We start from the raw sequence: 14,268 nt of genomic DNA on the forward strand, positions 1-14,268 counted from the left end.
TCCGACGTCCGTCAGACCGGTCGTGGGGCGCCGGGGACCGCGTCCAGCAGGGTGCCGTCGGCGACGAGCCGGACGACGGTCTCGATCTCGGGTGACAGGTGGCGGTCCGGGCCCGGACCGGCGACCCCGGCGGCCCGGACGGCGTCCCTGACGGCCGCGGTGGCCGGCGCGGGGTCGAGCGGGGCGCGCTGGTCGAGGGCGCGGGCCGCCGTCAGGACCTCCACCGCCAGCACCCGGGTCAGCCCGTCGAGCGCCCGGCGCAGCTTGCGGGCGGCGGCCCAGCCCATCGAGACGTGGTCCTCCTGCATCGCCGACGACGGGATCGAGTCGACGCTCGCCGGGGCGGCCAGGCGCTTGAGCTCGCTGACGATCCCCGCGGCCGTGTACTGGGCGATCATGTGCCCGGAGTCGACGCCGGGGTCGCCGGCGAGGAACGGCGGCAGGCCGTGGTTGCGGGCGCGGTCGAGGAACCGGTCGGTGCGCCGCTCGCTGATGCTCGCCACGTCGGCGACGGCGACCGCGAGGAAGTCCAGGACGTAGCCGACCGGTGCGCCGTGGAAGCTGCCGTTGGACTCGACCCTCCCGTCGGGGGTGACGACGGGGTTGTCGATCGCCGCGGCCAGCTCGCGGGACGCGACGAGCGCCGCGTGGTCGACGGTGTCCCGGGCCGCGCCGTGCACCTGCGGGGAGCAGCGCAGCGAGTACGCGTCCTGCACGCGGGTGCACTCGAACGGCTCGCGGTGCGCGGCCATGATCCCGCTGCCCGCGAGCAGCCGGCGCAGGTTCGCCGCGGACGTCGCGACCCCCGGGTGCGGGCGCAGGGCCTGCAGGTCCTCGGCGAACACCGCGTCGGTCCCCATCAGCGCCTCGACGCTCATCGCCGCGGCGACGTCGGCGACCTCGAGCAGCCGGCGCAGGTCGTGCAGGGCGAGGACGAGCTGGCCGAGCATCCCGTCGGTGCCGTTGACGAGGGCCAGTCCCTCCTTCTCGGCGAGCCGGACGGGCTCGATGCCGTTCTCGCGCAGCGCCTCCGCGGCCGGGCGGAGGGCGCCGCCCGCGTCCCGCAGCTGCCCCTCGCCCATCAGCGCGAGCGCGACGTGGCTGAGCGGGGCGAGGTCGCCGGAGCAGCCCAGCGAGCCGTACTCGTGGACGACGGGGGTCAGCCCCGCGTCGAGGATCGCCGCGTACGCCTGCGCGGTGGACGGTCGGACGCCGGTGCGGCCCGTCGCCAGGGTCGACAGCCGCAGCAGCATCAGCGCGCGGACCACCTCCCGCTCCACCTCCGGCCCGGACCCGGCGGCGTGGGAGCGGATCAGGCTGCGCTGCAGCTGCGCCCGCTGCTCGACCGGGATGTGCCGGGTGGCGAGGGCACCGAACCCGGTGGAGACGCCGTAGTGCGGCTGGTCGTCGTCCGCGAGCGCCTCGACGACGGCGCGGCTCGCGGCCATCGCCGCCAGGGCGTCGTCCCCCAGCCGGACGCCCGCACCCTCGCGCGCGACCGCCACCACCTGCTCGGGCGTCACCGGCCCGACGCCGACCACCACCTGCTCGATCCCCATGGGGTCCATCGAACCGCCGCACCCCGGCCGGAGCGACCCACCGCCGACCGCTAGTGTCTGGGATCCCAGACCGTTCGCCGCGACCCGGAGGCGCCCGTGCCGTCACCGTCGTCCTCCGTCCCGGCGGCGCGCAGCACCCTGCGGCTGCTGCGGCTGATGGCCCGGCGCGCCGAGCCGCTCCCCGCGGCCACGATCGCCCGGGAGCTGGAGCTCCCCCGGTCGAGCACCTACCACCTGCTCGCGGAGGCCGAGCGCGCCGGTTTCGTCGTCCACCTGCCCGCGGAGCGGCGCTGGGGTCTGGGGGTCAGCGCCTTCGAGCTCGGCTCGGCGTACTCCCGCCAGGCCCCGCTGGCCCGCCTCGCCGCCGGGCCGCTCGCCCGGCTCGTCGACGAGGTCGGGCACGGCGCGCACCTCGCCGTCCTGCACGGCCGGGAGGTGCTGTACGTCATCGAGGAACGCGCGCCGGGGCGCCCGCCGCTCGTGACGGACGTGGGCGTGCGCCTGCCGGCGCAGCTCACCGCCAGCGGGCGGGCGCTGCTCGCCTCCCTGCCGGCCGCGCAGGTGCGCGCGCTCTTCCCGGACGCGTCGGCGTTCGTGGACCGGCACGGGACGGGACCGCGGTCCCTGACGGCCCTGCGCCGGCTGCTGGTCGAGGTGCGCTCGCGCGGGTGGGCGGTCGAGGACGGCGAGGTGACCCCGGGGTTCGCGTCGGTCGCCGCGGCGGTGCACGACCACACCGGGCACCCGGTGGCCGCCGTCGCGATCACCTACCCGGCGGACGACCTGGACGACGCGGCGACGGTGGACGCCGCCCGGCACGCCCGGCGCGTCGCCGCGGGCCTGACCACCCGGCTCGCCGGGCGCCCGTCCACCACCCCCTGACCCCGCCCCCTGCCCCTCCCCTGCCCCTCCCGCACCTTTCCACCAACCTGCGGTAGATCGGGCCTCTGGGACCGCACGTTGGTGGAAAGGTGCGGTCAAGGGGCGCACTCAGGCCGCACGTTGGTGGAAAGGTGCGGTCACGGGGCGCGCTCGGACCGCACGGTGGTGGAAAGGTGCGGTCAGGGGGTGGGCGGGCGCCGCTCCTCGATCTCGGGCTCCTCGGCGAGCTCGTCGACGGCCAGGTCGAGGTCGCCGATCTGGCCCGTCCGGTACGCGGCGCGCGCGACCATGTGCGCGCCGACGGGGATGGTCAGCAGCTGGAAGACACCCACCAGCACGAGCATGCCGATGTCGAGGCCGGACCGGATCCGCAGGCCCACCCCGAGCAGGGTCAGCAGGACGCCGAGGACCTGCGGCTTGGTGGCCGCGTGCATCCGCGCGAGCAGGTCGGGGAAGCGCAGCATCCCGACCGCCGCCGCCAGGGACAGGAACGCGCCGACGACGAGGCAGGCCAGTCCGAGAACGTCCAGGACGTCACCGCCGCTCACCGGGTCACCTCCCCGCCAGAGCCGGCAGGGCCGGGGGTCGCCGTGCCCACGTCGTCGGGGTCGTCGACGTCCCGGGCCACGAACCGGGCGACGCTGACCGACCCGACGAACCCGATGAGCGACAGGGCGATGAGGATCGGCAGGGTCGTGGAGTGCCGGTTGACCGCAGCCTCCAACCCGAGCGCGCACACCACGATGGAGATGAGCACGTCGATCGCGATGACGCGGTCCAGCACCGTCGGACCGCGCACGATCCGCGCCACGACGAGGGCGGCGGCCGTGCCCAGCAGGGCGACGACGACCACGGTCGCCACGGCGGTCAGCAGGTCGCTCACATCCCCTCCCGCGCCTCGACACCCGCGTCGACGTCCTCGACACCTGCACCGCCGGAGGAGCCGTCGGAGGAGTCGTCGGTGTCGCGGGTCTCGAAGCCGGAGTCGCGGCGTCCGACGTCCTCGGGGTCGGCGGCCAGGGCGGCGACCACGCGCCGCTCGAGGTCCAGGGTGCGCTGGCGCATGCCCTCCACCTTCTCCGGGGTGTCGGCGGCCAGGACGTGCAGCGCCAGCCGGCCCGACTCGGGGTCGAGGTCGATGACGACGGAGCCCGGGACGAGGGCCGTCATCTCCGCGACGATCGTCTGGAAGAGCTCGGCCCGGCCGTGCAGGTGGACGACGACGAGGCTGCTGGCCGGCAGCGGCTGGGGCCGCAGCGCCAGCCACGACACCTGGAAGCTCGCGACCAGCACGTCGCGCAGGAAGCGCAGCACCACCGCCGACGCCTTCAGCGGCCGGACGCGCACCCCCGCCACGACCCGCGGCAGCGGGAAGACGACCGTGATGAACAGCCCGAGCGCCAGGCCGCCCAGCACGTTGGCCCAGCTGAGGTTGCCCCACAGCAGCACCCAGACGGCGGCCAGCCACAGGACCGGGAAGGCCTGCACCCTGCGCGCGCGGGTCACGGCGCACCGCCGGGGAAGACGGAGTCCACGTAGGGGGTGCGGGCCAGCAGGTCGGCGGCGGCCCGGTCCGTGACGGCGAACAGCGGACCGGCGACGACGGTCAGGCTCAGCCCGGCGACGACGAGCAGGGTGGCGGGCAGGACCATCCCGAGCGGCATGGCCACCCGGCCCGCGGTCCTCGCCAGTCGCTCCGGCGGCGCCTGCCAGAACGCGCGACCCCAGGTGCGGGCCACGGCGTAGAGGGTGAGCAGGCTGGTGACGACGGACCCGGCGACGAGCACGTACGCCAGCCACGACCCGTCGTCCACGCCGGCCTGGAGCAGCCCCACCTTGCCGAGGAAGCCGGAGAACGGCGGGATGCCCGCCAGGTTCATCGCCGGGACGAAGAACAGCACGCCCAGCACCGGCGCCAGCCGGGCCAGCCCGCCGAGCTCGGTGAGCGAGGTGCTGCCACCGCGCCGCTCGATCAGGCCCGTGACGAGGAACAGCGTGGTCTGGATCGTGATGTGGTGCGCCACGTAGAAGATGGCCGCCGAGAGCCCGGTCCAGGAGCCGAGCGCGATCCCGAACACCATGTACCCGATGTGGCTGACGAGGGTGAACGACAGCATCCGCTTGATGTCGTCCTGTGCGACCGCCCCGAGGATGCCGACGAGCATCGTCGCCAGCGCCGCCCACAGCAGCAGGTCGGTGAGCCGTCCGTCGGGGAACAGCAGCGTCTGCGTGCGGATGATCGCGTACACGCCGACCTTCGTCAGCAGGCCGGCGAACACGGCGGTGACGGGCGCGGGCGCGGTCGGGTAGGAGTCGGGCAGCCACCCCGACAGGGGGAAGACGGCGGCCTTGATCGCGAAGCCGAGCAGCAGCATCAGCTGCAGCACCAGCCGGGTGCCGTCGGGCAGGTCGTCCAACCGTCCCGCGAGCTGCGCCAGGTTCACCGTGCCGGTGGCGGCGTACACGAGCGCGATCGCGACGAGGAACACCAGCGACGACACGAGGCTGACGACGACGTACGTGATCCCGGCGCGGATGCGTGGCGCCGTCCCCCCGAGGGTGAGCAGGACGAACGACGCGGCGAGCAGGATCTCGAAGCCGACGTACAGGTTGAACAGGTCACCGGAGACGAACGTGTTCGCCACGCCCGCGGACAGCACGAGCAACGTGGGGTGGAAGATCGGCAGCGGCGCCTCGCCGTCCCGTTCGTCGTCGTCGCCTGCGGCGCGGCCCTGGCCGATGGAGTAGAGCAGCACCCCGAGGGTGACGAGGCCTGACACCACGAGCATCAGCGCGGACAGCCGGTCCACGACGAGGACGATGCCCGTGGGCGCGGGCCAGCCTCCGGCCTCGACGACGAGCGGGCCCTCGCGGTCGGCACCGACGAGCAGGGCGCCGTTCACCGCCAGCACGGCGGTGAGGACCAGGACCGAGACCACGCGCTGCAGGTGCGTGCGGCGGGCGACGGCGATCGTGATGCCGGCACCGACGAGCGGCAGGACGACGGGCAGCGGCACCAGGGTGTGCCAGGCGGTGGCCGTGGTGTCGGCGGCGGCGCCGACGAGCGCGATGAGCGGGCTCAGGCCGGCGGTCACGGGGCGAGGTCCTCGGGTCGGTCCGGGTCGACGACGAGACCGGGGGTGCCGGCGACGTGCAGCTCCTCGGCGTCGTGGACGTCGTCGGTGATGTCGTCGTCCCCGGCGAAGTCGCTGTGCGTCATGTCGTCCTGGGCGGCCTTGCGCAGGATGCGGACGTCCTCGACGTCGTCCTCGACGACGTCGGACTGCGCGATCTGCCAGGAGCGGTGCGCCATCGCGAGGATGAACGCGGTCATGCCGAGGGTGATGACGATGGCGGTGAGCACCATCGCCTGGGGCAGCGGGTCGCTGATCTCCGCCTCGTCGTTGACGTTGACGATGGGCGCCCGGCCCGGCTCGCCGCTGGCGACGAGGAACAGGATGTTGGCGCCGTTGCCGAGCAGCAGCAGGCCGAGCAGCGCCCGGGAGATGCTGCGCGCCAGCACCAGGTAGACGCCGGTGCCGAAGAGCAGCCCGACCAGCAGGCAGAGGGTGAGGTTGGGGATCACGCCGGTCCTCCCGTGTCGGCCCGGACGAAGGGGTCGTCGTCCTCCCCGCGCTCGGCGGCGATCTGCACGTCGAGCTCGCCCCCGAGGCTGCGCAGGACGTCGAGCATCAGCCCGAGGACGACGACGTAGACGCCGACGTCGAAGAACAGCGACGTGACGAGCTTGACGTCGCCGAGCAGGGGCAGCTCGGCCTGCAGGATCCAGCTCTGCAGCACGTCGCCGCCGAGCAGGATGGAGACCAGGCCGGTGCCCGCGGACAGGAACAGGCCGGTGCCGAGCAGCCAGCCCGGCATCACCGGTGCCGCGGCCTTGAGCTCGTCGCGACCGCCGGCCAGGTAGCGGACGGCCAGGGCGAGGCCGACGACGAGCCCCGCGGCGAAGCCGCCGCCGGGGTTGTTGTGCCCGGAGAACAGCAGGTACAGCGAGTACAGGACGATCGTGTGGAAGACGAGCCGGGTGACGACCTCGAAGATGACGCTGCGCCGGTCACGGCCCACTCCTACCCCGGCGAGCCACGCGTACCCGCCGGCGCCGCCGACGGCCGCGTGGGTGCCGCGGGCGCTGCGGGTCTGCTCGAGGGCGGCCGCGTGCCGGGCGGCGTGCCGCTCGCGGAGGAAGACGAGGCTGGCGACCCCGGTCGCGGCGACCAGGATGACGGACAGCTCACCCATCGTGTCCCAGGCGCGGATGTCGACGAGGGTGACGTTGACGATGTTGTAGCCGCCGCCGAACCCGACGGCGCCCTCGGCGAAGTCCTCCGACGCCGGGACGGCGGTCCGCACGGCCGCGGACGTGAGCGCCAGCCCCGTGACCACGACGCCGACCGCGGTGCCGAGCGCGACGCGCACCCAGCGCCCCAGGCCTGGTGGGGTGTCCGAGAACTTCGCGGGCAGCCGGCGCAGGACGAGCACGAACACGACGAGCGTCACCGTCTCGACGAGCACCTGGGTCAGGGCCAGGTCTGGCGCGCCGTGCAGCAGGAAGAGCATCGCCGTGCCGTAGCCGACGACCCCGACGAGGATCGCCGCCCGCAGCCGCCGCCGGGACCGCGCCGTCCAGACCGCGGCGACGGCGGTGATGACGGCGACGACGACCTGCCCCGCGTTATCCCACGGCCGGACGGCGTCGGGCCACACACCGTGCAGCAGCACCGCCCCGCCGGGCAGCACGACGAGCACGACGAAGATCAGCCCCAGCGACAGGGGCAGCGAGCCGCGCTGCAGGGCGCCGGTGACCTCGAGGGACACACGGTCCAGCGCGCGCATCGTCACCCGGTAGCCGGTGTCGGCGTCCAGCCGCGTGGTCAGCCGCTGCTGCGCGGCCTCGACCCGGCTGCGGAGCAGGAACAGCCCGGCGCCGAGGGCGAGGCTGACGGCGGACAGCAGCAGCGGCAGGCCGAGGCCGTGCCACAGGCCGAGGTGCGCGGGGTGCTCGCTCTGCGGCCAGGCCTGGGTGTACCCGGTGAGCATCGGCTCGGCGGCCGGTGACAGCGGCCCGGCGACCAGGCCGATCCCCGCGAGCAGCGCGGAGGGCCCGAGCAGCAGCCACCCCGGCCGGTGCACCGGGGTCGGCTCGCGGCCGGGGACGTCGAGGAAGGCGCCCCAGAGGAAGCGCGCCCCGTACGCGAACGTGAGGGCGGAGCCGGCGACGAGGACGGCCAGGGTCGCACCGTCCGCGAGGGTGCCGCTGGCGAGGAAGGCGGTGTAGGCGGCCTCCTTGCCGACGAACCCCAGCATCGGCGGCAGCCCGGCCATCGACGCGAGCGCGAGCGCCGACGCCCAGAACGCGACCGGCATGCTCCGCCGTAAGCCAGTGAGCCGGCGCAGGTCCCGGGTGCCGGTGGAGTGGTCGATCGCGCCCACGACCAGGAACAGGCACGCCTTGAACAGGGCGTGCGCGACCAGCAGGGTGAGGCCGGCCAGGGCGGCGTCCCGCGTGCCCGCCCCGACGAGGGTGACCAGGAAGCCGAGCTGCGACACGGTGCCGAACGCCAGCAGCAGCTTCAGGTCGGTCTGGCGCAGGGCCCGCCACCCGCCGAGCACCATGGTCGTCGCGCCGAGGACGATGACGACGGGCCGCCAGAGCGGGGTGTCGGCGAACGCGGGCGCGAACCGCGCGACGAGGTAGACCCCGGCCTTCACCATCGCCGCGGCGTGCAGGTACGCGCTGACCGGGGTGGGCGCGGCCATCGCCCCGGGGAGCCAGAAGTGGAACGGCACGAGCGCCGACTTGGTGACGGCCCCGGCGAGGAGCAGGACGACGGCCACGGTGGTGGCCGCGCCGGTCGGCGGGTCCGCGAACAGCTCCGACATCGAGTAGGTGCCGGCGCTCTGCCCGAGCACCACGACGCCGACCAGCATCGCGAGCCCGCCCGCGGTGGTGACGACGAGGGCCTGCATGGCGGCGGCGCGGCTGGTGCGCTTGTCGGACAGGTGCCCGATGAGCAGGTACGACAGGACGGTCGTGAGCTCCCAGAACAGGTAGAGCACGAGCATGTCGTCGCTGACGACGAGGCCGAGCATCGCCCCCGCGAACGCGACCAGGCTGGCGGCGAACCGTCCCAGGGCCACCTCCGCGTCGTCGAAGTACGCGGCGCAGTAGAGCAGGACCAGCGCACCGACGCCGCCGACGACGAGGACCATCAACCAGCCCAGCGTGTCCAGCCGCAGGGAGAGCTCGGCGCCCAGGGAGGGCACCCACGTGACCGACTCGCGGGGGCCGTCGCCCGACCGGACGTCGCCGGTGACCGCCAGGGCCCACGCGAACGCCGACGCCGGGACGGCTGCCAGCAGCAGGAAGGCGCGCGACCCGAGCCGGTGGACCAGCCAGGGGGCGAATGCCGCAGCCAGGACGTGCAGGGCCAGCAGGGCGGTCACGTCACCTCCTGGCGGTCGCTGCGGTCGGGGCGGCTGCGGGTGGACTGGTCGCAGCGTACACGCTACGTTCGAATCGTTCGATTTGAAGGACGGAGGATGCTCTCGTGCACAGCCACGACGACGGCCGAGCGAGCCCGGGCGGCACCGCGGACCGGGCGGCACCGCCGGGCGGTCACGGCCACCAGCAGCACTGCCGCACCCTCGTCCCCGGGGACGACCTGGACGGCGTCCTCGAGGACATCCGGCACGCCCTCGACCGGGGGCTGTCCGTCACCGTCACGTCCCACGCCGCGACGTTGACGACGCAGGAGGCCGCCGACGTCCTCGGGGTCAGCCGCCCCACGCTCGTCCGGCTGCTGGAGCAGGGCCGGATCCCCTACGACCAGCCGGGACGCCACCGCCGCGTCCACCTGGCCGACGTCCTGGCCTTCCAGCGGCAGTGCCACCACGGCGACGGCGACGACGACCCGGGTGCGTCGTGAGACTCGCCGACGCGCTGGCCGCAGGTCCCGTCGTCCTCGACGGCGGGCTGGCCACCCGGCTCGAGGCGTCCGGCCACGACCTCGGCGGCGCCCTGTGGTCCGCGCGCCTGCTGCTGGACGACCCCGACGCGGTCGCCGCCGCCCACCGCGACTTCCTCGACGCCGGGGCCCAGGTCAGCACGACCGCGTCGTACCAGCTGAGCGCCACCTCGTTGGCGCGCGCCGGCGTCCCCGCCGAACGCGCACCCGACCTGCTGCGCCGGTCCGTCGACGTCGCCCACCGGGCCCGCGTCGAGCACGCACCCGGCACCTGGGTGGCGGCGTCCGTCGGGCCGTACGGGGCCAGCCTGGCCGACGGGTCGGAGTACACCGGCGCCTACGGGCTCGGCGGGCACGACGCGACCGTGGCGGCGCTGCGACGGTTCCACCGACCGCGCCTCGACGTGCTCGCCCAGCGCGTGGCGGACGGCGCCGCCGACGGCGGGGCGGACGTGCTGGCGTGCGAGACGGTCCCCTCCCTGACGGAGGTCGAGGCGCTCGCCCTCGAGCTCGCGGGTGCCCGGGTGCCGACCTGGGTGTCGGTGACGGTGGCCACCGGCCCGGACGGCGCGGTCCGCACCCGCGCCGGTGACGACCTGGCGGACGTCGGCGCCGCGCTGCGCGACGTCCCCGGTCTCGTCGCCGCCGGCGTGAACTGCTGCGAGCCGACGGACGTCGAGCCGGCCCTCGCGGCCCTGGGTGCGGCGGTCGACGTCCCGCTCGTCGCCTACCCCAACAGCGGGGAGACCTGGGACGCGGTCGCCAGGACGTGGCGAGGCGACGCGCGCTGGGACGACGACCTGCCGCGCCGGTGGGTGTCCGCCGGGGCGCGCCTGGTCGGCGGCTGCTGCCGGGTCGGGCCGGACGACGTCCGGCGGGTGGCGGCGCAGCTGGCGGGCCCGTGACCGGCCCGTGAGCACGCGAGGATGAGCGACGGCCGCGCGGGTGAGGGGGCCGCGCCGTACGAGCTGGACGACCCCGCGTACCGCCGCGTCAGCGTGGCCCTGTTCGCGGCGGGGCTGGCCACGTTCGCCCTCCTCTACGCACCCCAGCCGCTGCTGCCGCAGCTCGCCGAGCACTTCGACCTGACCGCGGGCCGCGCCGCGCTCAGCGTGTCGGTGGCGACGTTCGGGCTCGGCGCCGCGCTGCTCGTGGCCGGGCCGCTGTCCGAGGTCCGCGGCCGGGTGCGGCTGATGCACTGGTCGCTCGGGCTGTCGTCCCTCCTGGGCCTGCTCGTCGCGGTCGCCCCGACGTGGGACGTCGTCCTCGGGCTGCGGACCGCGCAGGGGTTCGCGCTGGCGGGCCTGCCGGCGGTGGCGGTCGCGTACCTGCGCGAGGAGCTGTCCGAGCGGGCGTTCAGCCGGGCGACGGGGCTCTACATCGGCGGGACGGCGCTGGGCGGGATGACGGGCCGGCTCCTGGCGGGGGTCCTGGCCGAGGTCGGCGGGTGGCGGTGGTCACTGGGCTGCATCGCGGTCGTGGCCGTGGCGTGCACGGTGCTGGTGGTCCGCCTGCTGCCGCCGTCCCGGCGCTTCAGCCCCGCGCCGACGTCCTGGCGGCACCTGGGCCGGCAGACCGCGGCGCTGCTGCGCGACCCGGTGCTCGTGGCGCTGTTCGCGGTCGGCGGGACGGCGATGGGCGCCTTCGTCGCCGTGTACAACGCCACCGGCTTCCGGCTGGCCGCGGACCCGTACCGGCTCGGCCCGGCGGTCGCCGGCTCGGTGTTCGTCGTCTACGCGCTGGGCAGCGTCGCGTCGACCGTGACCGGCCGGGTGGTCGCCGTCCGCGGTCGCCGTCCGGTGCTGCCGGTGACCGTGGTGGTGATGGCGGCGGGTCTGGCGCTGACGGCCGCCGAGCCGCTGTGGCTGGTCGTCGTGGGCCTGGGCGTGCTGACGACCGGCTTCTTCGCCGCGCACGGGCTCGCCAGCGGGTGGGTCGCGGCGAGGGCGCACCTCGGCGCCGGCGGGACGGCGCAGGCCTCGTCGCTGTACCTCTTCTCCTACTACCTGGGGTCGTCGGTGTTCGGCGGGCTCGCCGGGACCGCGTGGGCCGCCGGCGGCTGGGCCGGCGTCCTCCTGCTGACGGGGGCGCTCGTGGGAGTCACCCTGGCGCTCGCGGTGGCGCTCGTGCCGACGACGTCCCTGCTGACCCCGCCGCCGTCCCCCGGCCCCGGCCACTGACCCGGCCACTGACCCACCCGAACCGCACCCTTCCACCAAGGTGCGGTCCAGCCCCCCTCCGGAGCCGCAGGTTGGTCGAAAGGTGCGGTCACGGGCGCCCCCGGGCCCGCAGGTCGGTGGAAAGGTGCGGTCACGGGGGCCCTCGAGCCCGCAGGTTGGTGGAAAGGTGCGGTCGCGGGGGTGGCGGCCGGGCGAGTGAGCCGACTCACCTGGCCGGGCAGTCGAAGTTACCGGCGAGTAGGCTATTGGCTTGGTCCGCGGCCTACTGTGGTCGCGACCCGCAGCAGGTTCCCCGGACGAGGAGCGCGACTCATGCAGGTGGCCCTGATCGTGATCTGCCTGGCCGTCACGGCCGTGGGGGTCGCGCTGCTGGCGCGGACGGTGGCGGGCTTCGTCCGCCAGTTCAAGCTCGGCCAACCGGAGAACCGCTCGGACGACCCCGGGGCGCGCACGGTCACGCTCGTGCGGGAGTTCCTGGGGCACACCCGGATGGCCCGGCTGCCGGTGGTCGCCGCCGCGCACTGGTTCGTCATGGTCTCGTTCGGCGTCCTCTTCCTGACGCTGGTGAACGCGTACGGGCAGCTGTTCGACCCGCACTTCACCCTCCCGCTCATCGGGCACTTCGCACCGTACGAGTGGGTCACGGAGCTGATGGCGTGGGCCGGCCTGCTCGGCATCCTCACCCTGATCGTGATCCGGCAGCTCAAGCACCCGAGGTCGTTCCGCGGCGACGAGGGCCGCACCATCGCGTCCGGCGAGCGCGGGTCGCGGTTCTTCGGCTCGAGCTTCTGGCAGGCGTACTTCGTCGAGGCGGTCATCCTCGGCGTCGGCACCTGCATCCTGCTGCTGCGCGGTCTGGAGTACGCGCTGTTCAGCGCCACCGGCGAGGAGTACGCCAGCGCCTTCCACTTCCCGCTGACGGCGTGGATGGGCGAGCTGTTCTCCGGCGCCTCCGTCGGTGCGCTGGAGACGGCGATCCTCGTCGTCGCGGCGATCAAGATCCTCATCTCGATGGTCTGGATGATCACGATCGCGCTGACCCCGACGATGGGCGTCGCCTGGCACCGCTTCCTGGCGTTCTTCAACATCTGGTTCAAGCGCCACGCCGACGGCCGCACCTCCCTCGGTGCCCTGCAGCCGATGAAGGTCAAGGGCGAGCCCGTCGACTTCGAGAACATCGACGAGCTCGACGAGGACGCCGCCCTCGGCGTCGGCAAGGTCGAGGACTTCACCTGGAAGGGGCTGCTCGACTTCTCCACCTGCACCGAGTGCGGCCGCTGCCAGTCGCAGTGCCCCGCGTGGAACACCGACAAGCCGCTGTCGCCGAAGCTGATGGTCCTGGCGCTGCGCGACCACGCCCACGCGAAGGCCCCGTGGCTGATGGCGTCGGAGGAGACGCGCGCCGACCTGCCCGCCGACGTCCTGGCCCTCGCCGAGAAGCCGCTGGTCGGCGACACCGGCTACGACATGGCGGACGTGCTCCAGGCGTACGACAGCGAGTCCGCGGTCATCGACCCCGACGTCCTGTGGTCCTGCACCACCTGCGGCGCGTGCGTCGAGCAGTGCCCGGTCGACATCGAGCACGTCGACCACATCGTCGACATGCGCCGCAACCAGGTGCTCATCGAGTCGGCGTTCCCGTCCGAGCTCGGCGGCCTGTTCAAGAACCTCGAGAAGAACGCGAACCCGTGGGGCATGTCCCCGCGCGGCCGCCTCGACTGGGCCAAGGACCTGCCGTTCGAGGTCAAGCAGGTCGGCTCGGACGTCGAGGACCTCTCCGCGGTCGAGTACCTGTTCTGGGTCGGCTGCGCGGGCGCGTTCGAGGACCGGGCGAAGAAGACCACGCAGGCCGTCGCCGAGCTGCTGCACACCGCGGGCGTGGACTTCGCGGTCCTCGGTGACGGCGAGGGCTGCTCCGGCGACCCGGCCCGGCGCGCCGGCAACGAGTTCCTCTTCCAGATGCTCGCGCAGCAGAACGTCGAGGTCCTCAACGAGATGAAGGCGACGAAGATCGTCGTCACCTGCGCCCACTGCTTCAACACGTTGTCGAACGAGTACCCGCAGCTCGGCGGGACGTACGAGGTCGTGCACCACACCCAGCTGCTGAACCGCCTCGTGCGGGACAAGAAGCTGGTTCCGGTCGCGCCGCCGTCCGGTCCCGTCAGCGGGGTGGGCGCGTCCAAGGCCGGCGCGTCGGCGCCGTCCGTGACGTACCACGACCCGTGCTACCTCGGCCGCCACAACGGCGTGTACTCGCCGCCGCGCGACCTCATCGGCTCGCTGCCCGGCGTGGAGATGCGGGAGATGGAGCGCAGCAAGGAGCGCTCGTTCTGCTGCGGCGCCGGCGGTGCGCGGATGTGGATGGAGGAGAAGCTGGGCACCCGGATCAACGGCAACCGCACGGCGGAGGCCGTCGCCACCGGGGCCGACACCATCGCCATCGGCTGCCCGTTCTGCCGCGTGATGATCTCCGACGGCCTGACCGAGGCCAAGGGCAAGGGCGAGGCGCGCGAGGAGGTCCAGGTCCTGGACGTCGCGCAGATGCTGCTGGCCGCCGTCCGGCGCGGCGACGGGGGCAGCGACGCCGGCCCGGCCGCCGGCGGGCAGGCCGACCCCGACCCGGAGCCGGTCCCGGCCGGCTGACCCCCAGGGCCCGCAGGGCAC

Annotated in this window: 12 protein-coding genes; 5 read left to right on the forward strand and 7 right to left on the reverse strand. The window is 74.3% G+C overall.

All coding sequences use genetic code 11. From position 1 onward, the window contains the following. Positions 1–11: 11 nt before the first annotated feature. Positions 12–1,559 carry a histidine ammonia-lyase gene (gene hutH / locus ACYVQV_RS11930; protein WP_461023513.1) on the reverse strand — a complete coding sequence of 516 codons (1,548 nt, stop codon included), beginning with the start codon at positions 1,557–1,559 and terminating at the stop codon, positions 12–14. A gap of 96 nt (positions 1,560–1,655) precedes the next feature. Between hutH and ACYVQV_RS11935 the strand changes: the two genes are divergently transcribed. Continuing rightward, complete coding sequence (locus tag ACYVQV_RS11935; protein WP_461023514.1) at positions 1,656–2,441, forward strand: IclR family transcriptional regulator; 786 nt, start codon at positions 1,656–1,658, stop codon at positions 2,439–2,441. Positions 2,442–2,620: 179 nt separating this feature from the next. Here ACYVQV_RS11935 and mnhG read toward each other — a convergent pair whose 3' ends face one another. The 6 genes from mnhG to ACYVQV_RS11965 are packed head-to-tail and all read right to left on the reverse strand — an operon-like array spanning position 2,621 to position 8,903. Beyond that, positions 2,621–2,989, reverse strand: coding sequence for a monovalent cation/H(+) antiporter subunit G (gene mnhG, locus ACYVQV_RS11940; protein ID WP_461023515.1), 369 nt, complete (start codon positions 2,987–2,989; stop codon positions 2,621–2,623). Then, positions 2,986–3,324, reverse strand: a complete 339-nt coding sequence (locus tag ACYVQV_RS11945) for a monovalent cation/H+ antiporter complex subunit F (protein WP_461023516.1) — start codon at positions 3,322–3,324, stop codon at positions 2,986–2,988. The genes mnhG and ACYVQV_RS11945 overlap by 4 nt, the downstream gene beginning before the upstream one ends. Then, positions 3,321–3,947 (reverse strand): Na+/H+ antiporter subunit E, encoded by a 627-nt coding sequence (locus ACYVQV_RS11950; protein ID WP_461023517.1) that lies wholly within the window; start codon positions 3,945–3,947, stop codon positions 3,321–3,323. Before ACYVQV_RS11950 ends, ACYVQV_RS11945 begins: the two co-directional genes overlap by 4 nt. After that, positions 3,944–5,536 carry a Na+/H+ antiporter subunit D gene (locus ACYVQV_RS11955; RefSeq protein WP_461023518.1) on the reverse strand — a complete coding sequence of 531 codons (1,593 nt, stop codon included), beginning with the start codon at positions 5,534–5,536 and terminating at the stop codon, positions 3,944–3,946. Before ACYVQV_RS11955 ends, ACYVQV_RS11950 begins: the two co-directional genes overlap by 4 nt. Further along, entirely contained in the window at positions 5,533–6,027 is a 495-nt protein-coding gene (locus ACYVQV_RS11960) for a Na(+)/H(+) antiporter subunit C (RefSeq protein ID WP_461023519.1), read from the reverse strand. Before ACYVQV_RS11960 ends, ACYVQV_RS11955 begins: the two co-directional genes overlap by 4 nt. Next, complete coding sequence (locus ACYVQV_RS11965; RefSeq protein WP_461023520.1) at positions 6,024–8,903, reverse strand: Na+/H+ antiporter subunit A; 2,880 nt, start codon at positions 8,901–8,903, stop codon at positions 6,024–6,026. Before ACYVQV_RS11965 ends, ACYVQV_RS11960 begins: the two co-directional genes overlap by 4 nt. A 104-nt stretch (positions 8,904–9,007) precedes the next feature. Between ACYVQV_RS11965 and ACYVQV_RS11970 the strand changes: the two genes are divergently transcribed. From ACYVQV_RS11970 to ACYVQV_RS11985, 4 genes are all read left to right on the forward strand, one after another. Then, positions 9,008–9,385, forward strand: a complete 378-nt coding sequence (locus ACYVQV_RS11970; protein ID WP_461023521.1) for a helix-turn-helix domain-containing protein — start codon at positions 9,008–9,010, stop codon at positions 9,383–9,385. Next, positions 9,382–10,329, forward strand: a complete 948-nt coding sequence (gene mmuM / locus ACYVQV_RS11975) for a homocysteine S-methyltransferase (RefSeq protein WP_461023522.1) — start codon at positions 9,382–9,384, stop codon at positions 10,327–10,329. The genes ACYVQV_RS11970 and mmuM overlap by 4 nt, the downstream gene beginning before the upstream one ends. Before the next feature lie 21 nt (positions 10,330–10,350). After that, positions 10,351–11,604, forward strand: a complete 1,254-nt coding sequence (locus ACYVQV_RS11980) for an MFS transporter (protein WP_461023523.1) — start codon at positions 10,351–10,353, stop codon at positions 11,602–11,604. Positions 11,605–11,916: 312 nt separating this feature from the next. Continuing rightward, positions 11,917–14,247 (forward strand): (Fe-S)-binding protein, encoded by a 2,331-nt coding sequence (locus ACYVQV_RS11985; RefSeq protein WP_461023524.1) that lies wholly within the window; start codon positions 11,917–11,919, stop codon positions 14,245–14,247. Positions 14,248–14,268 lie beyond the last annotated feature (21 nt).

This window comes from Thalassiella azotivora, from assembly GCF_054781695.1.